Annotated in this window: 25 protein-coding genes; 12 read left to right on the forward strand and 13 right to left on the reverse strand. The window is 41.5% G+C overall.

Annotated elements, in window-relative coordinates; all coding sequences use genetic code 11:
* Position 1 precedes the first annotated feature (1 nt).
* Genes pheS through JWG45_RS05490 form a run of 7 tightly spaced genes read right to left on the reverse strand, consistent with a single transcriptional unit; the run spans position 2 to position 7,758 of the window.
* Complete coding sequence (gene pheS / locus JWG45_RS05460; RefSeq protein ID WP_205278759.1) at positions 2-1,027, reverse strand: phenylalanine--tRNA ligase subunit alpha; 1,026 nt, start codon at positions 1,025-1,027, stop codon at positions 2-4.
* A complete protein-coding gene (locus JWG45_RS05465; RefSeq protein WP_205278760.1) occupies positions 1,024-2,421 on the reverse strand; it encodes a UDP-N-acetylmuramate--L-alanine ligase in 1,398 nt (465 codons plus the stop codon). Before JWG45_RS05465 ends, pheS begins: the two co-directional genes overlap by 4 nt.
* A complete protein-coding gene (locus JWG45_RS05470) occupies positions 2,418-3,035 on the reverse strand; it encodes a hypothetical protein (RefSeq protein ID WP_205278761.1) in 618 nt (205 codons plus the stop codon). Before JWG45_RS05470 ends, JWG45_RS05465 begins: the two co-directional genes overlap by 4 nt.
* On the reverse strand, positions 3,032-4,129 hold the full coding sequence (locus JWG45_RS05475; protein WP_205278762.1) for a hypothetical protein: 1,098 nt from the start codon (positions 4,127-4,129) through the stop codon (positions 3,032-3,034). The genes JWG45_RS05470 and JWG45_RS05475 overlap by 4 nt, the downstream gene beginning before the upstream one ends.
* Positions 4,126-6,096: a motility-associated ABC transporter substrate-binding family protein gene (locus JWG45_RS05480; protein ID WP_205278763.1), complete on the reverse strand. Its 1,971-nt coding sequence runs from the start codon at positions 6,094-6,096 to the stop codon at positions 4,126-4,128. Before JWG45_RS05480 ends, JWG45_RS05475 begins: the two co-directional genes overlap by 4 nt.
* Complete coding sequence (locus tag JWG45_RS05485) at positions 6,093-6,821, reverse strand: ABC transporter permease (RefSeq protein ID WP_205278764.1); 729 nt, start codon at positions 6,819-6,821, stop codon at positions 6,093-6,095. The genes JWG45_RS05480 and JWG45_RS05485 overlap by 4 nt, the downstream gene beginning before the upstream one ends.
* 7 nt (positions 6,822-6,828) lie before the next feature.
* Entirely contained in the window at positions 6,829-7,758 is a 930-nt protein-coding gene (locus JWG45_RS05490) for an ABC transporter ATP-binding protein (protein WP_205278765.1), read from the reverse strand.
* Positions 7,759-8,303: 545 nt separating this feature from the next.
* Between JWG45_RS05490 and JWG45_RS05495 the strand changes: the two genes are divergently transcribed.
* Positions 8,304-8,717, forward strand: a complete 414-nt coding sequence (locus JWG45_RS05495; protein WP_205278766.1) for a DoxX family membrane protein — start codon at positions 8,304-8,306, stop codon at positions 8,715-8,717.
* 137 nt (positions 8,718-8,854) lie between these two features.
* Here the strand turns inward: JWG45_RS05495 and JWG45_RS05500 are convergent, their stop codons facing one another.
* The 5 genes from JWG45_RS05500 to JWG45_RS05520 form a co-directional block, all read right to left on the reverse strand.
* Positions 8,855-9,721 (reverse strand): AraC family transcriptional regulator, encoded by an 867-nt coding sequence (locus JWG45_RS05500; RefSeq protein WP_332476287.1) that lies wholly within the window; start codon positions 9,719-9,721, stop codon positions 8,855-8,857.
* Positions 9,642-9,971: a TfoX/Sxy family DNA transformation protein gene (locus JWG45_RS05505; protein WP_205278767.1), complete on the reverse strand. Its 330-nt coding sequence runs from the start codon at positions 9,969-9,971 to the stop codon at positions 9,642-9,644. Before JWG45_RS05505 ends, JWG45_RS05500 begins: the two co-directional genes overlap by 80 nt.
* A 1-nt stretch (position 9,972) precedes the next feature.
* Positions 9,973-10,377 carry a VOC family protein gene (locus tag JWG45_RS05510; protein ID WP_205278768.1) on the reverse strand — a complete coding sequence of 135 codons (405 nt, stop codon included), beginning with the start codon at positions 10,375-10,377 and terminating at the stop codon, positions 9,973-9,975.
* Between the two features lie 145 nt (positions 10,378-10,522).
* The gene (locus tag JWG45_RS05515; protein ID WP_205278769.1) at positions 10,523-12,427 is read right to left on the reverse strand and encodes an AMP-dependent synthetase/ligase; all 1,905 of its coding nucleotides are present in this window, start codon (positions 12,425-12,427) and stop codon (positions 10,523-10,525) included.
* A 42-nt stretch (positions 12,428-12,469) separates the two neighbouring features.
* Entirely contained in the window at positions 12,470-13,564 is a 1,095-nt protein-coding gene (locus tag JWG45_RS05520; protein WP_205278770.1) for an AraC family transcriptional regulator, read from the reverse strand.
* A gap of 267 nt (positions 13,565-13,831) precedes the next feature.
* Between JWG45_RS05520 and JWG45_RS05525 the strand changes: the two genes are divergently transcribed.
* The 11 genes from JWG45_RS05525 to JWG45_RS05575 all read left to right on the forward strand — a co-directional run bounded on the left by JWG45_RS05525 (position 13,832) and on the right by JWG45_RS05575 (position 24,262).
* Positions 13,832-14,989 carry an ACP S-malonyltransferase gene (locus tag JWG45_RS05525; protein ID WP_205278771.1) on the forward strand — a complete coding sequence of 386 codons (1,158 nt, stop codon included), beginning with the start codon at positions 13,832-13,834 and terminating at the stop codon, positions 14,987-14,989.
* A 311-nt stretch (positions 14,990-15,300) separates the two neighbouring features.
* Positions 15,301-16,554, forward strand: coding sequence for a DUF2779 domain-containing protein (locus tag JWG45_RS05530; protein WP_232380550.1), 1,254 nt, complete (start codon positions 15,301-15,303; stop codon positions 16,552-16,554).
* Positions 16,555-17,122: 568 nt separating this feature from the next.
* On the forward strand, positions 17,123-17,359 hold the full coding sequence (locus tag JWG45_RS05535; protein WP_205278772.1) for a hypothetical protein: 237 nt from the start codon (positions 17,123-17,125) through the stop codon (positions 17,357-17,359).
* 388 nt (positions 17,360-17,747) lie between these two features.
* The gene (locus JWG45_RS05540) at positions 17,748-18,392 is read left to right on the forward strand and encodes a hypothetical protein (RefSeq protein WP_205278773.1); all 645 of its coding nucleotides are present in this window, start codon (positions 17,748-17,750) and stop codon (positions 18,390-18,392) included.
* A gap of 80 nt (positions 18,393-18,472) precedes the next feature.
* Positions 18,473-18,997 (forward strand): hypothetical protein, encoded by a 525-nt coding sequence (locus JWG45_RS05545; protein ID WP_205278774.1) that lies wholly within the window; start codon positions 18,473-18,475, stop codon positions 18,995-18,997.
* A gap of 121 nt (positions 18,998-19,118) precedes the next feature.
* Positions 19,119-20,330 (forward strand): argininosuccinate synthase, encoded by a 1,212-nt coding sequence (locus JWG45_RS05550; RefSeq protein WP_205278775.1) that lies wholly within the window; start codon positions 19,119-19,121, stop codon positions 20,328-20,330.
* Positions 20,327-20,809 (forward strand): pantetheine-phosphate adenylyltransferase, encoded by a 483-nt coding sequence (gene coaD / locus JWG45_RS05555; RefSeq protein WP_205278776.1) that lies wholly within the window; start codon positions 20,327-20,329, stop codon positions 20,807-20,809. The genes JWG45_RS05550 and coaD overlap by 4 nt, the downstream gene beginning before the upstream one ends.
* Before the next feature lie 9 nt (positions 20,810-20,818).
* Positions 20,819-21,232 carry a nucleoside-diphosphate kinase gene (locus JWG45_RS05560; RefSeq protein WP_100784672.1) on the forward strand — a complete coding sequence of 138 codons (414 nt, stop codon included), beginning with the start codon at positions 20,819-20,821 and terminating at the stop codon, positions 21,230-21,232.
* A gap of 194 nt (positions 21,233-21,426) precedes the next feature.
* Entirely contained in the window at positions 21,427-21,609 is a 183-nt protein-coding gene (locus tag JWG45_RS05565) for a hypothetical protein (RefSeq protein ID WP_205278777.1), read from the forward strand.
* 191 nt (positions 21,610-21,800) lie between these two features.
* Entirely contained in the window at positions 21,801-23,267 is a 1,467-nt protein-coding gene (locus JWG45_RS05570) for an NADP-dependent isocitrate dehydrogenase (RefSeq protein ID WP_205278778.1), read from the forward strand.
* On the forward strand, positions 23,264-24,262 hold the full coding sequence (locus JWG45_RS05575) for an NAD-dependent epimerase/dehydratase family protein (RefSeq protein WP_232380538.1): 999 nt from the start codon (positions 23,264-23,266) through the stop codon (positions 24,260-24,262). Before JWG45_RS05570 ends, JWG45_RS05575 begins: the two co-directional genes overlap by 4 nt.
* Here the strand turns inward: JWG45_RS05575 and JWG45_RS05580 are convergent.
* A complete protein-coding gene (locus tag JWG45_RS05580) occupies positions 24,244-24,633 on the reverse strand; it encodes a response regulator (RefSeq protein WP_205278779.1) in 390 nt (129 codons plus the stop codon). The two genes, JWG45_RS05575 and JWG45_RS05580, sit on opposite strands and share 19 nt — an antisense overlap.
* Between the last annotated feature and the right edge of the window lies 1 nt (position 24,634).

The following is a 24,634-nucleotide window of genomic DNA, read 5'->3' on the forward strand; positions in this document are numbered from 1 at the left end:
ATTAGAATTGTTTTAAGAATCTGAGATTTCCAGATTGAAAGTAACGTATATCGTGAATTCCGTAACGCATCATCACGAGACGATCCAATCCGAGACCGAACGCAAAACCCGTCCATTCTTTCGGATCCAAACCAGCGTGTGATAAAACGTTCGGATGAATCAAACCGCAAGGAAGAAGCTCCAACCAACCGGATTGTTTGCAAACGGGGCAACCTTTGCCTTCACAAACAAGACAGTTGATATCGAGCTCAAAGCCCGGTTCCACAAAGGGAAAATATCCAGGTCTGAGCCTTGTTTTGATTTCCTTTTCAAAAATTCTGGAAAGTAAAACCTGCATCGTATCGATCAGGTTCGCCGCAGAAATATTTTTTCCGACTACCATTCCTTCGATCTGATAAAACGTATGCTCGTGAGAAGCGTCCACTTCTTCATAACGAAACACTCTTCCCGGAGCGATGATTCTAAAAGGAGGTTTGAGATGTCTCAACGTTCTCACTTGAATCGCGGAAGTATGAGTTCTCAGAAGATTTCCATTCTCCAAATAAAACGTATCCTGCATTTCTCTCGCAGGATGATCTTCCGTAAAATTCAGAGCTCCGAAATTGTTCGTATCGGTTTCGATCTCGGGTCCGTCCATCACGCTAAATCCCATCGAAGCAAAGATATCTTCGATCTCGTATTGAATCTGAGTGATAGGGTGTAAACTTCCGTTTTCCGGTTTGGAAAGCGGCCGTAGAGTATCGAAGAATTCGGAAGCGGCTTGTGACTCGAAAAGTTTTTTCTTGAGAGTCGTTTTTGTATCGGAAACAAAAACCTCGAGCTTTTTAGAAAGTTCGTTCGCCTTCTGGCCTACGGTCTTTTTTTCCTCGATGGAAAGAGAAGCTACGTTTTTGAGAACCGCAGTGAGCTTTCCTTTTTTACCGATAAAATCATTCTTATTCTTATCTAAATCTTCTTCTGAAATAGACGCGCCGATTTTTTGAATCGCCTCTTCGTAGATAGAATCAAGTTCTTGGGATAAATTCATGTGTGTTTCCGAGCCAATTCTACGAGTCCCGGATAAATTCCTCCGAAGGAGCCGTTGGACATGGCTAAGATAAGAATTTTTTCTCCCGTAAATTGGGGAATCATTTTCTCAAGTTTTAAAAGCAACTCCTGAGGATCCTTTGTATAAACCGGAATGGTTTTTGAATTCTTCAAAAGTTTCTGAACGAGCTTTTTCACGTCCAAACGAATGTCTTTTGAAACCTTCTTTAAATTATGAATTTCGGTAAGAATGGTTAGATCCGCTCCCAAAAAAGAATACGAATATTCTTTCTGAAAAACGTTTCTGTGAGAAGTTGCGCTTCTCGGTTCAAAGAGAGCGATGATCTTATAACCGTGAAACCGTTTCTTGATAGCGTGAATGGTCTCATGGACGGCGACCGGGTGGTGCGCAAAATCCTCCATCACAATCGCATTTGGAGATTCAAAAAGAATGTCCTGTCTTCTTTTTACACCGGGAAATGAATCGATCGCTTTTGCGATTCCTTCTTTATAGCTGCTTGGATTTTGTTCTTTCAGAATCTCGGAAGAAACTCGGATCGCTACTTCAAGATTTCGATAGTTATGATCTCCGAAAACGACCGGATCAAGCTTTCTATCATCCCAAAAGAGTTCTTGTTTTTTCCAAGAAAGTGAAGAATCTTTTCGATTCCATTCAAAACCCTCGGTTTTTGTAAACTGAACGCGCTGAACCAATTTTTTTAGAGAACCCGACCCGCTCCAATAGAAGATCTTTCCATTTCCCGGAACTAAGTTGATCAGACGTTTGAACATCGTTTCGATCGCTTCGATGTCCGGAAAGATATCAGCGTGATCGTAATCGAGTGCGTTTAACACGGCGTAGGTGGGACGATAGTGTAAGAATTTGGAGGACTTGTCGAAAAAAGCCGTATCGTATTCGTCGCCTTCGATCACAAAATAAGAACCGTTTCCGAGTTCGAATCCCGGAAAACCGTCCTTACGAATCCCACCCACAAACAATCCAGGTGCAACCCCGTTCTCTTTCAGAATATGATGAATTAAGAATGTAGTAGTCGTCTTTCCGTGGGTTCCCGCGACCACGATCACCTTCTTTCCTTTGAGAAAGAATTCACTAATTGCAGCCGGCATGGAAAGATAATCGACTCCGGAATTGAGCATTTCTTCCACTTCCGGATTCCCTCTGGAAATCGCATTCCCTACGATGATCAGATCCTGACCTTGAATATTCTCAGCTTTAAAACCTTCGAAGTAAGGAATTTCCCATTCCTTCAGCTTTTCGGACATCGGAGGATAAACACCCGCGTCCGAGCCGGAAACCACGTGTCCGCTTTTTTTGAGCATATGCGCGAGATTGCCCATCGCAATTCCGCCGATTCCGATTAGAAAAATTTTCAATTGAGAATTGTCCTGATTAAATTATAGATTACCGTCAAAAATAAAACTCCGGTCAGGAGATAAGCGATTCCGGACAGAAAGAATATTAAAATTTCCTTATCATTCCAGTTTAGAATTTTTTTCAAACTTCTTACGGACAAAGCGCAGGAAAGAAAAAAGGAAATCGTTACAAAGACCGCTTGGAACGGAGAAGGTAAAACCCAGAAGACGGAAGAAGCGCTGAAGGGCAAAAAGGATAACAAAAAAATATTGGCCGGCTGAAGGATTTCTCCCTTCGTACGATCCGTTTTTTTATGAAAGACCCGAAATACGTCGAACTGAACTATCAAAAACAAAACGATCGGATACACTAAAAACGAAAATAAAACCCCCGAGAAGATAGTCCATTCTCCATCGTCAAAACGGACAAAGGAAAGAACGGAAAATAAGAGGTTGGAAATAAATTTTCCAACCGGAGCTAAAATCCAAAGAAGAAAATGAGTTTTTAAAATTTCGGCATAACCGAAACCTTCAGTCTTCTGATAAATTTCGTACGCATTCTCCGGAGATTGAAAAATTCTTTGAAGAATGCCGGATCTTACTTCTGAAAAATCTTGTTCTTTATCTACGATCATTTTTTGGGAAAAGCGGAGGTCGGACTTTTTGGAGCCGCATTTTGAGTTTCTATCGGCTTTTTCTGCTCCGCTTTATCCAAATTCCCCGCATTTTCTTTTATCCGCAAGAAACTATCTTCACGGATGTAAAAAGGAGGTTCGGAAAATTTATCGTTTAGTATTCGGATCGCCGGTCTGTAATCAACGGAATTGATGTTGGTTTTCGGATAGTAACGAATCGTGATCCAATCTCCGTTCGAAAGACGCAACTTGAGGGATGATTCCGCAGGCACCGATGTCAGACTTTTTGCAACCGCAAAGCCGGCGCCGTTCGGATCGTCAGGATAAAGATCCACCCTTTGACCGATGATCTGGTTATTCCAGGTGTCCCCCAGATACGGTTCGATCGCAACGATCTTACCAGACAATCTCCTCCAGAAATTCTTCTTAACGTTCTCTTCTTTGAAAGGATGGTTGTCCAAACGAAGAGTGATCCCTTCCTCTTCCCAAATCGTTTCCGAGATAAATTCGTCTTTAAGATTGACGATTTGTCTTTGTCTGAATTCTCCGATTCCTCTTGCAAAACGATCCAGAATATGACTTTGAGTAATCAGAATATTGTTCCCTTCTTTTATGATTCGTGTCGAATCCGAGGACTTCTTTTTACCGATAAAAATCTTTTTGATCGATTTTCCGGAAGACCTAAGAAGGATTTCCGGCGATCCTTCGTTGATTTTCAAAGTGGAAGAATCTTTTTCATCGCCGACTGTTTCCACACCCTTTACTTTGAGAACAGATAATTCACGAAATAAATTTTCCGCGTTGTAACCTCCTTCGAAAACCAAGGAAGCTCCCGTTTCCAGATCGATCGATTTTACGGAAATAAACAAACCTGTTTCACTTAACGTTTTCTCTTTTTTAAGAACGATCGAGGAAGGATAAAAACTCATCGCATCTTCCGCGTTCCAAGAAGATTTAGGAGGCAGATATTCGATTTCGTCGATATCGATATCCCAAAAAGAAATCTCTGTTTGATCCTCTTTTTTTTCTTCCAATAAGAAGAAACTCGCGACCAAAAAAACCAGCGCTAAAACGAAAAGAATTCCTCTTCTCAAGACGCCTCTCCTTCGTTTCTTTTTTTCCGAATCAAAACGATGGAGGAAACAAATGCGATTAAACCCGGAAAGATAAACATTCCCAAAATCCAGACGATTCGCTTTTGTGTATCCGTTAGAGAAACGGTGTTGATTTCCTCTTTTTTCGGTTGGATCGAAGACAAAGAAAGATCCTGATACATCCAAGTGATGGCCGAAGTAGCAAGCTCGTAGTTAGTTCCGTAAGAAATGAATTGATCCGTAATCCAAGAAGTTCCGGAAAAAATCACTACACGTCCTTCTCCTTTAGATTCTGTGTTGGCAATCGGGGCAGGAGTTTCGGATTCAGGACCGAGCCCGGGAACGAGGGCTGACGTCGGATTAGTTTCCATCTTTGCGGTATTTGGCGTTCCTTCTTTTTTAGTCGCGCTTTTAAGAATCAAACTGAGTATTACGTTTCTCTTATCCTCTCCCGGATCCATTTTGCCGTTGTTGTTTTTGTCAAGGATCGATTCTCCTCCGGATTCCATAAGAGGAAACGATTCCATAGATTGACTCCCAGGATTGGAAATCGCTTTTGGAAGAAAAAAACCGCCGAAAGGAAACATAGCTCCCATATCTTTACGAGTCAGAGTTTCTTCGATCGGATGTTTGCGGAAAGATTTCGCGACGATAAGCCCGGGTTGACTTGGAATCTGCGAAAGCGGACCCTTTGCAAATTCATAACCTGACTTCTCCAGAAGCCAATCGAAGTTTTCGGGACCTTTCGGTTCGATCGTAATGAAAACTTTTCCTTTTCTTTGTTCGATAAAATCCAAAACCGCATCACGCGCTTCTTTCGAATAATTTACAGTCGGACCCGCGATCACGAGAACGTCCGCGTCTTGCGGAATTCTTCCCGGCCAACCTTCCGCAATTCCAAGACCTTTTACTTTGAAGTTGAGAAAACTCAAAGAATTGGTTAGAATTCCGACCTTCTCGTTCGGAAGATTTTGAAAAATCGGAGAAAATCTTTCTCCGTTCGATTGAGTAAAATATATATTCTTTTCTTCCGTCGTGATGTTTACGACTGCTTGCACCAACTTTCTTTCCAAATCCTCGAGATCGTTTTTCTCTTTGATGGAAAGTCTTTGTTCCGCGTATTGTTTTCCGTCGCTTGACAAGGGCTTTTTGGTTCTCACAAGAATCAAACCGTTGGAAACCTGACCGAATTCTCCTAAATCGTCCAACTCGACGTCGGCGTTGATAAAACGAACCTTAAACTGAGGACTCAAAGATTGCAACTGGTCGAGATAGATTTCCAGATCCGGACGAATTCTACGAAGTGAAAAGGAATTTGCCTTATCGCTCGCAGACGAATTCTCCAGAGGTCTCGGATAAAACGCGACGACTTCGACTTCTCGATTGACGCTCTTTAAAATTTTCACCGCAGTCGGACCGAACGAATACTGTCCCTTCGAACTCAAATCGAAGTTATGATTTCGTATTACAGAAACATAATTGATGATCACTAAAACTACAAAAACAATCGCAAGATTGAGGATAAAATATCGAACCAAAGCTTGTTTGGAAGTTTTAAGAACGCTCTGCGCTCCTGCGGAATCCTTTCCCAATTCTTTTAATAACGTAAGAATCAAAAATCCGATCGCGGATAAAACGAGTAGAACAAGAAGAATTTCCCGAAAACGATCGTTCCCCGAATGAGAACCGCTCGATTTCAAAGCTAGGTCTTCTAGAAAAACCCGGAGATGATAGATTGCGAACGCGAGCAAACCTAAACCTGCAGAAAGATAGGAATTCCATTCTTCCCTCACATTCTTTTTTCTTACGAATCGAAAAACGGGTTCGAGAACGAGAACGGCTAGCACAAAGCCCAACCAGAGCCAACGAGTTCCGGGAGTTTGAATGCTATCTCTTACCGGAAAGTATAAGAAAAGCGATGCGAGGGAAATCCAAGGAAAGATTCTGAACAAAATGGATTCTTTCATCCTCTCCACCTCCTAGATTCCAAAACTTTCACAGTAAGATAAAGAAAGAATAATGTTCCGCTGACAAAGAAAACGATTCCGTTCAAAGGGAGAACTCCTTTACAAAACCCTATAAAATGGGAAAAAATATGAAGGTGATATAAAACTTTTCGAGTCACCGAATCAAAAAGATATGAAAAATAACCCGAAACCCAAAGTGTCAAAACGATCACGATGGAAATCAAAAGAGAAGTCATCTGATTCTTACCGAGACTGCTTCCGAAAAGCCCGACCGCAAAAGAAAAAATTCCCAAAAGAAAAACTCCGATCGTTCCGGAAACCACGATGTATAAAGGAGCTTTCCAAAAAGAATATAAGAAGATCGGAAACAGTCCGTTTACGAAAACCGCGATCAAAAGACAAATCAGCGCTCCGAACGTAAATTTACCGGCCACAATTTCGAGATCCGTGATCGGAGCTGTAAAAAGAAATTCGAGAGTTCCCCGATTTCTTTCTTCCGTAATACTTCCCATCGAAAGGATCAACATCGCGATGATGATCGTGGACATAAAGGAAAGAAACGTGATCACGGTCGTGTCAACGTAGTTGGTGCCCGCGTTAAAATTCAATATGAGCACAAAAAGGGAATTTAAGAAAGCGGTTCCGCCGAAAACCAACGGAGCCATAAACGTTCCGAAGAACACTTTCACTTCTTTGAAAAAAATCCATTTGATATTTTGGAACATAGTTTCCTTAAACCTGATTCATAAAAATCTGTTCTAACGTAACTTCCTGTTTGCGGATGTATTCCAGACGAGGTGAAGAGGACGCGGAAGCGAAAAGTTTTTCTTTAAATTCCTTTTCCGTCGAAGTGGAAACAAGAAAGGTATTTCCTTTCGAATCTTCTCCGAGCGCTTGCGTTTTATCCGCGATGACACCGGGCAGCGAAGAAAGATATTTCTTACCTGACTCAGGATCGGTTCCGGAAAGAGTAACTTCCAAACCAGAAAGTTTTTCCATTTCCTCTTCGAGCTGTTTGCGATCTCTCTGATAAACCATTCTTCCCTTATGAAGAAAAAGAAAACGTGTGCAGGTTTTATAAACTTCCGGAAGAATGTGACTCGAAAGAAGAATCGTATGCCCTTCTCTCAGGGAATGAATGAGATTTCTGATCTCGACAATTTGTTTCGGATCGAGACCGGAAACAGGCTCGTCCAAAATGATGATTCGAGGATTTCCCAATAGCGCCTGTGCGATCCCGACCCTTTTACGAAATCCGAGTGAAAGAGTTTCGATATTATTTATTCGAACGTCTTTTAAGTTCGTTCTTTCACAAACTCTCGCTATCTCATTGTCGATCGATTCGAGAGGAACTTGTTTGATCCTAGCGGCGAACTTGAGATATTCTTCGACCGACAACTCCGGATAAAGAGGCGGTGTTTCGGGAAGATATCCGATTTTCTTTTTTACTTCGAGAGGATTTTCAAACGTGTTCATTCCGTCGATCTCGCAGATTCCATCCGAAGCGATCAGATATCCTGTAAGAATCCGAATCGTGGTCGTCTTTCCCGCTCCGTTCAAGCCGAGGAGACCGACGATTTCCCCTTCTCCCAATTCAAAATTCAGACGGTCTATAGCGAGTTTTTTGCCATAGAATTTAGATAGGTTTTTGACTTTGATCATCTTTGTTTAAACTGCTCACATAGACAGGTTCTCATACAATCAATTTCCCGATTGAAAAATTCCTTGTACGAATGCGGTTTAGAAACCCTTAGAAAAGAATCATTCACGAGGTTCCTAAGGAAAGAATAGAAAAAACTTTGTGGATAGGGTCAACCCTTTTCTCTTTTAGGAAGCATAGGTGTATTTTCTTACAAAAAGAATCGGCCAAGAACGATCTTTGACCGTTTAAAAACTCGAACCCGTTCCCGTGATGGAAAGAATTTTCCTTCCGGTGGGGAAAGATTCGATTTCAATCCATCAACCAAAATCGTTTGCGAGAATGGACCTCGAATTTCCTTCCCACTTCCGATAATTTCAAACCTTGTCCTTTTCCATTTTTTTGGATCGGAATCTCCAATCTGGCAGTTTAAAAATCTCTTCGTAGAAATTGAGCTCAGAAAAGAATTTTTTAAATTTATTTGCTCGGACAAATAAAAAAGATTTGTAAAATTTCAAGTTTTCGCTTTAGGTGAAATTACTTGTTTAAACAAGTAATGGAGAATCTTATGAAAATTTTAGACTTTTTTTTCCGATTCGCAATCGGAGGAATTTTTCTTTCGTTCGGGATCAACAAATTCTTTGTGTTTATACCTTCTCCGCCGATGCTTCCTCAAGCGGCCCGTTTTATCGGCTCTTTGATGGAAACGGGATATCTCTGGCAAATCCTCGGTGTTACGGAAATCATCGGAGGAATTTTGATTCTTTCGGGAAGATGGACGGCGCTCGGTCTTTTGATCCTGGCTCCGATCGTCGCAAACATCGTTTCTTATCTTTTGTTTCTACAATCCGGAATCGGTTTTCCTCCTTTTGCGATGAGTTTCTTTCTGATCGTTTCGGGAAGTTTTCTCGCTTTCGCCAGGAAAGAATTTTATTCTTCTTTATTCTTGGGTTTGGAAAGAAAAACGGAAGCTAAAAAATGAAAACGAATTTGTTTTCATTTTTGTCCTTTGAATTCTTACTCGTTTCTTGAAACTTTCTCTTTTCCAAGTTAAGAAAAAAGTTTTCGGGAATAAAAACAAAAGCCGTCCGTTTTTGCGATTTGATACAACGGGCGCCTCTATTTTTGAATCGGAATATAAATATCCGTTACCCGATTTTTAAATTTCTTCTGAAACGGATCCAAATAAACCTCGAAGGGAGGAGAATTTCTTAAAATCATTTTTTGATCGAGAGCCCAATGATTTAACAAAAACGAATATACTTTCGGAAGTTTTTCGTAATCCCCTCTGTGACGAATCACACAGTATTTTCCGCCTGTGATCGTTTGTTTCCCGAGGTTTTCGGTTTTTAAAAATTCTTCGCTACCTATCGTTACTCCTAAGTCGAATCTGATTTTTTCGGAAACGGTGATTTCCGGATCGTCCTGAGAAACACCAATCCATTGGTGATTGTTTTCGGAAGAATCGTTGGAATACAGAAAATCCAAAAGTGTTTTGACTTCGGAAGAATCCGGTTTTGGTCCCGGATATTCTTCGTAAGAACCGTGGCGACGCACATATACGATTTTAATCGGAGCAATTTCCTTTTTATAAATTTCCCGAAGATCGATTCCTTCCGGAGTTTCACTTACTTTCCAATCCGAATACTTTCGTCTTCGAGTTTGATTTCGAAACTCTTTCGGGGTTTGTGCGAAAACTTTTCGGAAAGCTTTGGTAAAGGCTTCGTTGGATTTGTAACCCGCTTCCATTGCGATTTCCAAAATCGGGTAATTGGAAATTTTAAGTTCATACGCGGCCTTTTCAAGACGTAACCTGCGTATGTGTTCTTGCACCGATTCTCCCTGGAGTTTGGAAAAAATTCTATGGAAATGCCAAGGGGAAAAGTTGGACAAAAAAGCAAGCTGGTTAAGTCCGATCGGCTCTCCGATTTTCTTTTGTATGTGATCCCAAACCGGGTAAAGTTTGTTGGATTCTTTTTTGCTCACGAGACTTCGTGACTTTTTGTCTCAGTTCCCGTTTTCTGTCTTCTTCAATTTCTCTCCAAGATTTTCCGAGGATCGCCCCTTCTAACGAATAAAGATAATAACAAAAGGGCAATCGTTTGTATTCCAAGGACTGGATCCGCAAATAGCCTTTCACAGAGCCCAATCGTTTTAGCTCTTCCAAATTTTTGATGCCCGCTTTTTTCAAACGAGATAGAATCGTTTTTCCGAGGTTTGAAATTTTCCGGTTCATGTTACACCCGAAATTCCTCCGGTTCTTTTGCTTGAACGACGTCGATTCCAATTCCGTTCGGATCAACGAGCGTAAAATGAACGTCTCCCCATTCTTCTTCCGTCAATGGAAGATCGATCGGCGCTCGATTCGATTTCATGGTCTCGTAGTCTTTTGCGACGTCCTTGGATTCTAAGATGATCCAAACTCCGGCTCCGGAATATTCTTTACGAAAGTAGTCTTTTCTTACCTGTTCTTGATTCGGAAGCATAAAAGCGATTTCGAATTCCGGATTGTCCGGAAGCGTTAAAAGCAAAAACCAGTCGGTTTCGAATTTAACCCGAAACCCGAGCATATGCGTATAAAAACTTTTCGATTCTTGGAGCAGAGAAGTGACAATCCCCTTTTGAATACTTTTGAAATTCATGCGTTCCTCTTTTATCGTGATAACTCTTTGATATCACAAGGAAGGATTTTAAAATGGATTGTTTTTGCTATTTTTCGTTTTCGAAAAAAAATAACGCCCTCCGCAAAGGGCGTCATCGAATATTGGCGGATTTTCTTTCTTACAATTACTTTCCATTTTCGTAAATTTGATCGATCTGTTTTGAATATTTTTCAGTGATCAAAAATCTTTTCAGAGAAAGTTTCGCGGTCAATTCCTCTCCCTTTTCCCATGAACGATCGAGTAGACTAAAACCTCCGATTCTTTCAAACGACTTAAACCCGTTCTGATCGCTGATCATCTTTGAAATTTCAGTTCGTATTAACGTTTTTACTTCCGGATGTTTACAAATAGCGACGAGATCGGAACCGTATTCTTTGAGATTTTCTAAGTTGGGAACTACCAAAACTCCCGGAAATTTTTTGTCTTGCCCGACCACCATACAAGATTCGATCAAAGGAGATTCTTGCAACTTCGCTTCGATCGGAACCGGTTCTAAATTTTCTCCGTTGGAAAGAACGATCGTTTCCTTGATTCTTCCCACAATCTTTAAACAGGAATTCGCGGTAAGGACTGCGAGATCACCGGTTTTAAACCAACCTTCCTGCAAAACTTTCTCAGTCGCTTCGAGATTCTTATAATAACCCTTCATTACCTGAGGGCCTTTTACGATCAGTTCTCCTTTTTTTCCGAACGGGTTGGCTCCGGGATAAATATCCTTACCGGTTGCGATATCTACGATGCGAATTTCAGTTTGTGGAAAAATCCTTCCAACCGTTCCTACGATCAATTCTTCGGGTGTTCTCATCGCGAGAATCGGACTTGTCTCCGTTAAACCGTAACCCTCCAAGACCGGAATTCCGATCGCGTTAAAAAGTTCGTCTACGTGTTGAGGCAAGGCGCCGCCTCCGGAAACGCTCGCCTTTAAATTTCCGCCAGTTGCCTGTCTTACTTTTTTTAAAACGATCCGATCCAAAATTTTCGCCGGAACCGTTACAATGGAGAACATTATAAAAGAGTAAAGTTTCTTGAGTATAGAAAGCGGAAACGAATCCTGCTCCATTTTTAGTTTTCGGTTTTTCAGTATGGAAACGTGTTTGTATCGGGACCGATTTGTTCGAAGCGCGGAAATAAATAAGAATTTTCCGATACCTTGCATCCCTTGAAGTTTGGACTGAATTCCTTGAAAGATACTTTCCCAAAGTCTCGGCGCGGAAGCCATAAACGTGGGTTTTACGATCTGAAGATCTTCTTTCAAAGAACGTATATTGGTGTAGTATGTTTTGCAACCGAAAGTTATGGAAATGATTTCAAAGATCCTTTCAAAGATATGCCAGACGGGAAGGATCGAAAGAATTTTGTCGTTCTTTTCCAATCCCAAAGGGATGTTTCGAATCTGAGACAGAATGTTTGAATGGGTCAACATCACACCTTTCGGATTTCCAGTCGTTCCCGAAGTATAGATTAGGGTCAGAAGATCGTCCGGCTCGATTTTATCGATTCTAGATAAAACTTCCTTCTTGGAAAGCTGTTCCCCCTCTGATAAAATTTTTCGAAAGGAAAGAACGTTTCCTTCCCTAAATATTTCCGGAGTTCCCTCCATCAAAACTATAAATTCCAATTTTGGTAATCTATCCTTAATCGAATTCAGTTTTTTGAATACGTTTTGATTTTCAATGAACACGATTCTACAATCAGCATGAGATAGAATGTATTCCATATCCTGAACCGTAGCGTCGCTTCCTCGCGGAACGTCGGCCGCACCCGAAAACAAAACGGCAAGGTCCGTTTTGATCCATTCCAATCGATTGTCGGCGATAATCGCGACGTTCTCCTGCGGCTTCAGCCCGCATTTTTCAATCAAATAAGAAGCTAAAGACAAAACGTCTTCGTAGAGTTCTCCATAGGTCGGGCCTTCAAAGATTCCCTTTGAATTCTTCGTTAGAAATGATTTTTCGTTTTTGTTAGTCTGAATCGAATCTCGAAACAACTGAGCGAGGTTTTTATAATTCTCAAAGTTTGCATTGGACATACAAGAGAAGATAACGTGAAATTCGATTTGAGTCGACGGGATTCATGATTCCATACTCTTTTTTTTGAAATATTCCGTAGGTGTGGTCCCGGTTTCCCTTCGAAAGGATTCGTTAAAAGAACTCTTGCTGTTAAAGCCACAACGCATTGCGACGTGAATGATCTTCGCTTCCGGATCCTCTTTTAGAATGCGAATCGCCTCTCGAATTCTGTGATAATTTAGAAATCGGTTGAAGTTCATTCCGTAAGAATCGTTTACAACCTGTGAAAGCTGATCGGGCCGGAGTGAAAGTTGATTTCCTAGAGACTTCAATGAAAGATCGTCGTTGAGATAGATTTTTTCGACTTCGAATAAGTATCTTAATTTTTCCAAAGCCGATTCCGAAAGATCGGAATGGATTCGATTTTGTTTTCTTTGAATCTCTCGAATATCTCTGCTTACGAGATCTAAGAAGTCCGGATAACGGGAAAGAAGAATGAAAATCAAAAAAACTCCCGTCGAAAAACCGACGGCCCCGATCGCTTTTAGGAATGTCAATTCCATTCTAAATCCGACAAATGTAAACGACATCGAGACGGCAAAAATTCCAAGAATCGAATAAAATACAAAAAGGGCCTTCTCCTTCCCGACGGAAAAAAGAATTCTCGCGTTCAATAATAAACGAAATGAAAACGCGATGTATATTCCTGGAACTATATAGCTCATATTTAAGAAAAATAGAATATAGTATTTAAGAGCCGGAGATATCACCGAAAGGTTTTTTTGAAAGAGTTCGACCTTGTCTTCCTTAGGTATTAGAGCGATGGGAAGAAAGAAAAAAGCCAGGATCAAAACCAAGACGATATGCATCCACTGAGTTCGTTTCCACAAAAATTCTTCTTCAAAAACGGATTGGATAAACAAATAAAACAAGGGTCCGGAGAAGATCGCAAAAGGAACGTGTAAGAAAACAAGTTCCGGAAATCGAATCAAGGTTCCAGAGATAAAAAGGTGAAGCTGCACCAGCCAAATTGAAATCGCGATAAAAAGAAAGGATCCTATCTTTAAAGAGATAGAACTTCTTCGACTTACACCCAGCATCACGCCGATGAGAAAGGCACAAAGTGAACTCGCGTATCCGAACAATTCAATCCACATGGGTTTTACTGATTCGCAAAAATAACGTCCGTTTCCGATCTGCCAATTTTATTTTTTCCGCGATAAATCCTTTGCGGCTCTAGTTCCGCGCGAGCCGATGAGTTTTTTAAAAAGGGCTGAATTCTTTTAAATTATACTGATTTCTCATTAAAAATGAAAGGAGTTATGTCAATTCAGACCCTTCAGAACTCTAACCACCAAAAAAGAATTGCGGAACCACCTATGAAACGGGATCCATCCTTAAACACCTAAGGAAAACAAAAGTTCATGGCAATCGCAAACTTTCTGACTCAAGTAAAGACAGGAGGAGGAAAACTCTTTCTGCAATTTGGAGGACAAGGATCTCCGTTCTTGAAAGAACTCTCCAAACTTTATGAATCCGAGCCGTCTCTCAAAGAATTCTTCGACATTTCTTTTAAAACCATTGCGGAAGAAGTTCCAAAATTAGATACGAAGATTATCTACGGCGGTTACGATTTCGAAAGCTGGGTAAAAAGCCCGGATACCGCGCCGGATGAAAACTATCTCTGCAGCGCTCCCGTTTCGATCGTCGGTATCTTCCTGACCCAAATCGCAAATTACATCGCGTTCACCAACAAAGGATTTCCGGTTTCTGAATTGATCTCCAATTCGATCGGAGTTACAGGTCATAGTCAAGGTGTGATCTCCTCCGCTCTAATCGCGCTTGGAAAAGAAGGGGCCGACTTTTATTCCGCGTATGCAAAATTCTTAAAATTCGTTTTGTATATCGGCTACAGAGCTCAAGAACTCGTCGGTCCGTACAATCCTTCCGAAGCTCTTATCAAAGCGAACGAAGAAGTCGGAGACAAACAACCTTCCCCAATGGTTGCGGTCATTGGTTATTTACAAAAAGAACTAGAAGACAGAGTCAAACAAACAAACGAATCTCTGGGTCTTAGCGGAAGCAAAGCCATTTATGTAAGTCTTTTCAACACCCCCGATTCAAATATCGTTTCCGGTAGCCCTGAATCCCTTTTAGAACTTCGTAAAAAATTCAAAGCGGAAATGGACGAGAAAAAAGTGAAGTTCGTTTATCTGAAGACGACCGCACCTTTTCATTCTCCTCACATGGAAGATACCAATAAAACCGTTCCTTTAGATATGGAAAGAATCGGATTTGATTTCAAAGGTTCCGATCTGAAAACTCCCGTCTTCTCGATCTTTGACGGAAGGAACATGCAATCCGACGACGGAATCGGCCTTCCTCTTTTTAGAGAAATGTTGATTAAGACGCTCTACTGGGATAAGGCCGTGAAAGCGTTCGTAAACACACCTAACGTAACCGGTATCGACTTTGGACCGAGTGTCGTGAGTCAAAAATTGACTCAGGCAAACATGGGAACATCCGAGAATAAAATCTACGCAGTTTCCAGTCCTAAGGATATCAAGGTTCTTCTGGCCTGAACAGCCGGGGATACTCGATTTTAAAATGGATTTACCCGTTTCGGAAGTTTCTTCCGGAATGGGTTTCTATCCTTCTGTCTTTAAAAAGACCGGAAGGAGAAATTCCAAAACTGACAAAAGCTCACTTTACAACCGGTCTTCACTGTGAATACCACCTCTGGTTAAACACTTACGAACCTCGTCCAGATTTCGATCCTTACGAACACCAATACATTTCCCCCAAACAAAAGTCCGCCTTGAGAGAACTTTCCCATCTTCTCTATCCGAATTCTAAAAACGTCCGTTATTCGGAAACCGAAACAAGAAGAATTTTGAACTCCGGAAAAGGAGTAAGGTCCGGCTGTTTAGAGACCGACAAATTTTCCATGAAAACGGAATACATTCTTCCAAACTCCGAACAGCCGGGAACTTATGAAATCGTAGTCCTAAAAGCCTCTAGTTCATTCAAAAAACAACATATTCAAGAATTTGCATTTCAAAAGTTCGTGGCGCAAGAAGCGGGGTTTCCGATTTCGAAGTGCACTTTGATGTTCGTAAATTCAAAATTTTTTTACGAAGGAAAGATCAAACCCGAAGATTTTTTTATCCGAAAAGACATTACCGCAGAGACCACGCTAAAGGACAAAGAAACGAAAGAACTCGCTTATTCTTTATACGACCTTTTATCCGGAAAGAAACGACCCGCTCGTTATTTAAGTCGCATGTGTTCTCATCCCAGAAACTGTTCTTATCCGGAAATCTGCCTTACTCCGAAGATCCCGGGGGATATCTTTACACTTCGTGAAGGAAAGGAGGAATCCGGAAAATTTTACGAAAAGGGAATCTTAAACCTAAGAGACATTCAAGAAACGGAAAGCCTTACTCATCGTCAAAAAACGCAGATTCAAACCGTACAGACGGGTAAACCTTTTACCAATCAGAAAGTTTTTTCCGAATTTTTGAGTAAAATTCGATATCCGATTTATTTCCTGGATTTCGAATCGATCAATCCTCCGATTCCGGTCTATACGAATTCGTACCCGTTTCAACACGTTCCGTTCTTATTTTCATTGCATATCGTTCGGGACGATCTGTCTCAAGAGCCTGAAAGTTTTTTCTATATCGACGACGGAATTACCGACCCAAGAAAAGGAATTTTGGAAAAACTGGAACAATGGATGCCGCCGGGTGGAACAATTCTTTGTTTCAACGATAAATTTGAAAAACGATGTCTGGAAGAATCGGCTGCGGCTTTTCCTGAATACAAACCTTGGCTCAAATCGATCCAGGAAGACTTTGTCGATTTGGCAAAACCGTTTTGGGAATACGATTACTACCATCCGGATCAAAAGGGAAGTACATCCTTGAAAACGATTCTTCCCGTTATTACGGGAAGATCATATAAGGATCTTGGAATCAAGTCCGGTCAAATGGCAAACTCCGAATTCTTAAGGGTCAAAACAGAATCTCTTTCGGATTCCGAAAAAGAAGAAATCGAGAAGAATCTGATTCAATACTGCAAGTTAGATACTTATGCGATGGTTCTCATTCTTCGTAAAATTCAAGAATGGATTGAAGTCATATAGACTCAAATATATTAAATAATCATTATAAACCATCTGATCTTTTCCGTTGAACTTTCACGAAAAATATTTCCATATTCTGAAATTATCGATTTAGAATTTATAATTCGTTTTGAAAATCGATAAAAGGATTCGATCGAAATTTATTCTAAAATCTTAGCTTTTTGCAAACGATCGGATGGGGTCCTCACTTTGGAATAGAAAAACAGGATGTGAAAGTGCAGGAGTTGCATTCTAATTACGGTCCACCCGCTCAACTTGCATAACCTTACCCGCAAGTCGGCAGGATCTTCAGAAGATTTGTCGGAACTACGACGCTCTTTTGTAAAAGTCGCGCGCCCCGCCCAATTTTTGGGTGGCGGGGCGGGTGGTGGAAAAACTCCGGACGACTTTCCTCTATCAGAAAATTCTAATTTTGCAAGAAAAAATTCTCATGTAGGAACTCCTACAAAATTCCGTTTCTCGGGGCGATCGTCGTTGTAGCTCTTCACAATTCATGGTTAGATTCTGCAATAGACCCACGCGGTGTTATTACGAAAAAAATCGCGGTCTCTTACTCCCCGGAGAATCCTTGGAAAAATCCATAAACGCCGCCTGGATTCCGAATTCTAAAATCGCAAAAATTTCCCTTACCAAAGAACTCTTACATCCGGAAGGTCCGACGCAATCGATGAACCCTTTTTTAAAAAATCTTTCGTTGTTGGTTCTCAACCGAGATTATAAAGAAGAGACGTCCGCGGATGAATCAGAACGAATACTTCCTAAGACCGAACCATCCCATTCTTCTTCCGCGTTCCGGAAAATATAAATTCTTTCTTCGAAAATATCAACAACTTAGGATGAATTTTAAACCGACACAATCCTAAAGTTTAAAATCGGAGGAAAAAACCTTCTTCGTCGAGTGAAATCGAATTTTTGAAATTTCAACACAAACGATAATTTCTCCCGTATATTTTTTACAATTTTTCTTTCTTCGCTACAAAATTGTTTTTCCTAAAACCGCTTTCACACCTGTCGCATCTTTCCCTATTGAATCGCGGGGAGATCCGGTTTTAGAATCCTTCTTAGGAAAATTTTCCCCGCCCGCAAACTGATAAATATTTTATTTATTTTAGATTCCAGATTGAAATCTAAAATAATTCGTCTATTCTTTCTCGTTACGGAATTTGATTCCGAATTTTTTCTTTGGAGAAACCATGAAGAGATATTTAGTGTTTTGTTTGACGATTGCCTTATTCACGACCGCACTTTATTCGGAAGCGCCGACTCCGCCAAGTGAGGAAAAAGCAAAAGCGGACGTACGTTCGCATTGGGCCAAAAAATACAAAGGAGAAACGATCGAATCCATCGAAAGCGGAGGAGAACCCGTTGTTTTAGAAAAGACGGATTCGAAAGGAAAGGTCGTGGAAACGAAATACAAAATTCCTTTTATCGTTGTTTCTAAAAAGGGAAACTCAAAAACGAAATTCGAAGCGGGCGCAAATTACATTCTCAGCAAATCCAACCAGTGGAATTTTTCCGAAGTCGGAATCGGTAACGTTGAAAAGATGGCCGGCGGGGATCAGAGTGCTCCTGCAAAACCGAAGGTGAAAGAAATCATTCTCAAAACCCTGAACGATAAGTACTCGGGAGAATATACTTTTTCCGATCTCAAAATAGACGATGGAGAATTCGGAAGTTCCGGTGATAGATTCTGGTATCGATACCAGGGAGATATGAAACGGAAATCGGCTGACGGTACCTCGAACACTTGCAACGATTCGGATTTTACGATTCAAAAACAAAATACAAACGCCGATTGGACTGTTGAGATCACTTCTCTTGGAAGAGGTTGTTACTGATCGGATTGGAGATCGATTTCCGGTTAAGCGGTAATTGTAAAAAAGCGTAATAAGGATTTGGAACCGCTTGTTGAAAAGTTATGAGTTCCAAAAAATACATCCTCACGATTCTCGTCTTCGCCGTTTTTTGTATTCCGATTTTCGGCGAAGACGAACTGAATTACACCAGCAAATATACGAATCTGTCGAAAGACTGTAAGGAAGATCCTTCCTTTGCGATAGAAGGACAAGACATTCCAGTCATCTGCAAAGGTTACGGAGCTTACAAACTGGAAATTCATTCCGGAGAAAAATCAGTAAGAATCGGGATTTTTAACGGAACGGATGCGGCAATTCCCGTCGCAGAACAAGATCTCACCTTTTTGGATAAGGAACGAATGTTCGAATGGCGTTTTAAAAACGGCAAACCTTTTGCGATCATTTTTAGAATTTACCAGTATAAAAAAGATAAACACGATCAATCCGTTACTCATAAAAAGGCGCGTACCCGAGAAATTCTTTTTGTAAAAGGTTTACACGGATTTGAACATATCCGTTATGAAATCGAGACCAATCAGCCGAACGCAAATCAGAAGGCACGAGACTGGGCGGATGGAAATTCTTAAATCCTTTTTTCTAGGACTTTTCACACAAACGCCATTCTAATAAGAATGTTTCAAAATCCCCGGATAGAACCCATAAAATCCGGTTGTCCACAGACCTGGATCGGATTTCAGTGTTCTCAGAATGGCGCAAAGCAAACCAGTTAAGAAAATCGTCCTAGCTTACTCAGGCGGGTTGGATACATCCGTAATTCTAACCTGGCTGAAAGAAACCTACGGTTGTGAAGTAATCGCTTTTACCGCGGACGTGGGTCAAAAAGAAGAACTTTCGGGATTGGAAGAAAAAGGTATTAAGACCGGAGCCTCCAAGGTTTATATCCAAGACCTTCGTTTAGAATTCGCAAGGGATTTTATTTTTCCAGCCATTCAAGGAAACGCGCTCTATGAAATGCGTTATCTTTTAGGAACATCATTGGCACGACCACTGATCGCAAAAGCCATGGTAGAAGTCGCCGAAAAAGAAGGAGCGGACGCCTTCGCTCACGGAGCGACCGGAAAAGGAAACGATCAGGTTCGTTTCGAGCTCGGTGTAAAGTCTTTGGCTCCCGAAAAAACAATCATCGCTCCTTGGAGAATCTGGGAATTCGGCGGAAGAGCCGACCTCATCCAATACGCGAAGTCGAAAGGTATCCCGGTTCCCGTAACCGCGGAAAAACCCTACTCTATGGACAGAAACCTAATGCACATTTCCTATGAGGGGGGTATATTAGAAGATCCTTATAGAGAACCGGATGAGAAAATGTTCCTTCTGACGACTTCTCCCGAAAAAGCCCCGGACGCACCGGAATACGTAGAACTCGACTTTCAAGAAGGAAATTGCGTCGCGGTCAACGGCAAAAAAATGAATCCTCTAGAAGTTATGGAAACCCTCAATACGATCGCCGGCAAACACGGCATTGGTCGAGTTGATATCGTAGAAAACAGACTCGTCGGAATCAAGTCGAGAGGCGTTTACGAAACTCCTGGCGGAACCGTATTATTCATCGCTCATAGGGATTTAGAATCCATCACGATCGACAGAGATACACAACATCACAAAGACAAGTTATCCATAGAATTAGCGGAACTCATCTACAACGGACATTGGTTCTCGTCCAGAATGAAGGCGGTCCGCGCTTTTGTTTCGGAAACGCAGAGATACGTCACCGGAACTGTAAAGGTGAAAATGTACAAAGGAACCTGTTCCGTTGTGGGAAGAAAATCCTCGGTTTCCCTTTACAATCCTGAAATGGCTACTTTCGAAAAAGAAGAATTGTACAATCAAAAAGATGCGGAAGGTTTTATCAATATCTACGGACTCCCAGCGCAAGAAACGGCAAGGCTTCGTAAAAAATGAATCGAGTCGCGATCTATCCGGGTTCTTTCGACCCGTTGACAAACGGTCATCTGGATATTCTCCATAGATCTTTGACCTTGTTTGACAAGGTGATCATTGCGATCGCGGTGAATTCCAACAAAACGACTTTGTTTTCGATCGAAGAAAGACTCGGATTTATCAGCGAGGTTACAAAAGGAATGAAAGGCCTGGAGATCGATACTTTCCAAGGCCTTACCGTGGATTATTGTGCAAAGGTCGGAGCAACCAGCATCATTCGGGGTTTAAGAGCCGTTACCGACTTCGACTACGAATATGCAATTTCTCTGATGAACAAAAAACTCGCTCCCGATGTGGAAACCGTTTTTTTGATGTCTTCGAACGAATATTCTTTTATCTCATCCACGATCGTAAAAGAAGTTGCAAGGCACGGAAGAGATGTAAGCAATCAGGTTCCGGGGATCGTAAGCAAAGCATTACTTAAAAAACTCTCTCAATAAGGAAAAAAAATGTCCAGAACGTTTATCATGATCAAACCTGACGGTGTTAAAAACAAACACGTCGGAGATATTCTCGCAAGAATTGAAAAAGAAGGATTCAAAATTCTTGGTTTAAAATACCTCAAGTTGTCCCTCGAAGACGCAAAACAATTCTATAAAGTCCATTCAGCTCGTCCGTTTTACAACGACTTATGTTCTTACATGTCCTCCGGTCCGATCGTAGCTGCTGCTCTTGAAAGGGACAACGCAGTTCTTCACTGGAGAGAAGTGATTGGCGCCACCGATCCGAAAGAAGCGGCGGCGGGAACGATTCGCGCTCTTTTTGCGGAAAGCAAAGAAGCGAATGCGGTACACGGTTCCGATTCCGACGACAACGCGGCTCTCGAAATTTCCTTTTTCTTCAAAGGAAACGAGTTGTTCTAAGAATTTTCTCGGAGCCTGACAATCGTTAGGCTCCTTTATTCTCCTCCTTTTCAAAAACTTCGATTCCCACTCGACGCTACTTCGGCTAAAAAAATCGCAAAAATAAATCTTTTTTTGGTTATACCTTTGGAAAGAAATTATTAATTATTTCCGAAATCTGTCATGAAAAGGTTCTTTAAACCGACAATTCTAATATGAACGCAAGCACAAAAGATCAAATTCTGAAACACAGCGAAATCATGAGACAATACAGAGCCAACGATCCGTTTGGAGATCCCAATCATGGAACGCCGGATTGGATGGACGACGTGATGGAACTGATTTATTCCCGCGAAGAGTTTCTTGTGGATTCCGAATCGGACTTCGAAATCGAATAAGATCGATTTTACGATTCGAAGTTTCGCTTTTTTAGATTATAAAATTCTCCAATTCTTATCTTAGAATTTCGATCCCAAAAGGGATAATCCTCCGTTCGGTTCAAATTTTCTTTTCTTTCATCACGAGTGCGCAGGAAGGGAATTGACCGCTTTCCCGATTCTCTTTCTATTTGAAGTATTAGGAGACGAGAATGTCCGAAAAAACTAAAATCGCAATCGCTCATGGTGATGGAATCGGTCCTGAAATTATGGACGCGACTCTCAAGATTCTCAAAGCGGCCGGAGCCAAGATCGAACCGATCGAGATTCAGATCGGAGAAAAAGTTTATCAACAGGGACATTCCTCTGGAATCAAACCGGAAGCCTGGGACGTTCTAAGAGAGACAAAAGTATTTTTAAAAGCCCCTATCACAACTCCACAAGGAGGCGGTTATAAAAGTTTAAACGTAACTGTGAGAACTACGTTAGGCCTCTTTGCAAACGTTCGACCTTGTTTTTCCCTTTATCCTTACGTTGAAACCAAACATCCGATCTTAGACATCGTAATCATTCGCGAAAACGAGGAAGACCTTTATACCGGAATCGAACACCAGCAGACAAACGATACGGTCCAATGTCTCAAATTAATTTCTCGTCCCGGTTCTGAAAAAATCATCCGTTATGCGTTTGAATATGCAAAGGCCTACGGCCGCAAAAAAGTAACGGCTATGGTTAAAGATAATATCATGAAACAGACGGACGGACTGTTCCATGATATATTTAAGGAAGTCGCGAAGGAATACCCGGAACTCGAATCCAATTCCCAGATCATCGATATCGGAGCGGCGAACCTCGCCGATCGACCTCAAAACTTCGACGTAGTAGTAACTTTGAATCTCTACGGAGACATCATTTCCGATATCGTCGCGCAGATCGCGGGTTCGGTCGGTATGGCGGGATCGTCCAATATCGGTGAAATCGTTTCTATGTTCGAGGCCATCCACGGATCAGCCCCGGATATTTCGGGAAAGAATATCGCAAATCCATCTGGGCTCCTGAATGCGGCGGTCATGATGTTGGTTCATATCGGACAGCCCGACATTGCCGCGAAGATCAACAACGCTTGGTTGCTGACGATTGAAGAAGGAATTCATACCGGCGATATTTTTAAACCCGGTGTGAGCAGAATCAAGGTTGGGACAAAGGAATTTGCAGAAGCGGTGATCGGAAACTTGGGCCATCTTCCCGAAAAGTTCAAACCGGTATCTTTTGGAAAGGCTAAGAATATTATAATTCCTGAATATAAGAGAGTTCTACAGAAGAAAGAACTGGTTGGAACGGACGTTTTCCTAGACTGGACCGGAAACGATCCGAACGAACTCGGAAAAAAATTGGAATCCATCGCAGGCGACCTAAAGTTAAAGATTATCACCAATCGAGGCGTAAAAGTTTATCCGGACGGACAACCGGAAACGTTTCTAATCGATCATTGGAGATGTAGATTCGTCAGCAAAGAAGCTCTTTTACATCCAGAAAATCCGACCTACTACCCGATCTCTCACAAACAAATCGGGGAATTACTTTTGAAATTGGACGAAGCCGGTTTTGATGTGATAAAAACTGAAAACCTATATTACTTTAACGGAAAACGGGCTTTCTCCTTAGGTCAGGGAGAATGATAGATTTAAGAGGCAAAACCCTTTGTATAACCGGAATCGGCGGATTCATCGGAAAACGTTTAGCCGAGATCGCTAAGGAACGAGGAATTCTTGTTCGAGGAATCGAGCTCGATCCGACAAAGGTTAAGGTACTTCGTGAAGAAGGTTTTACGATCATTCACGGGAGCACGAGCAATCCCCTCGCATTACAAGAGGCAGTATCCGGATCGGATTACGTAATTCACACTGCGGCCATCGTGAGAGAAGGAGGTTCCTTAGAAGAATTCAGAAAAGTGAATGTGGATTCTTCGGTAGAATTAGCGAAGATCGCGAGAGCCTCCGGTGCAAAGGGTATGATTCATTATTCTTCCGTGATGGTTTACGGCTTTTCTTATCCTGCAAACATTTCCGAAGAAGGACCCTTTCGAGGCGAAGGAAATCCTTATTGTATGACAAAGATCGAGGGAGAATCTGCACTCCTCCCGCTCAACGATCCTCCGTCTTTCGGAATTTTATTTATCCGTCCGGGCGACGTTTACGGACCCGGATCAGGGCCTTGGGTCGTTCGACCGATTCAACTGATGAAGAAAAAATTATTTTCACTTCCGAACGGTGGCGAAGGAAGAATCAATCTAACCTATGTTGATAATCTCGTAGAAGGCACGTTACTCGCCTTAGAAAAAGAAGCTTGGGGCGAAGCGTTTAATATCACCGACGGAACCACGATGACTTGGAAAGAATACTTCTTCCTTCTGGCTGAATCCGCAGAACTTTCCAAACCACTCTCGGCTCCGGCCTGGTTACTGAAAGTTTTGATTTTTATATTGGCTGCGTTTTACAAATCCATCGGAAAAGAACCTCCCGCCACGGCGGAAGGGATTAATTTTATCCTTAGACAAAATGCGGTTTCTATAGAAAAGGCAAAATCGGTTTTAGGCTACAAACCCAAGATAGAAACAAAAGAAGGATTGCAGATAACGCGTTCTTGGATACAGACCTATTCTAAATCGTTATAAAGCTTTCGAATATGATCTTGCGTAAGCGGTTTGGAAATGTAACCCCTTACTTCCGGAAAAGAATTTGCTTTTACGATATCTCTTTCATCCACAGAAGAGCTTACCATAAAAATGGTGATTTTTTTGGCGAGATCATCTTGGATTTTTTTGAACTCGTCTAAAAATTGCCATCCGTCCATAAATGGCATGTTGATATCTAAAAGAATCGCATCCGGAAGTTCTTCCGATTTTTCGCTCAGAGTCCGAAGTTGTTTGATAGCGACCTCGCCGTCCTGAAAGTCTCTTAACTTTTTCGTTCTTCCGTCCTTTGCTAAGAATCGTTTTGCAATCATGATATAAATGGTGTCATCATCGATTAACCAAAAATTCATA

The sequence above is a fragment of the Leptospira ainlahdjerensis genome (genome assembly GCF_016919175.1).
In the GTDB taxonomy this organism is placed as follows: domain Bacteria; phylum Spirochaetota; class Leptospiria; order Leptospirales; family Leptospiraceae; genus Leptospira; species Leptospira ainlahdjerensis.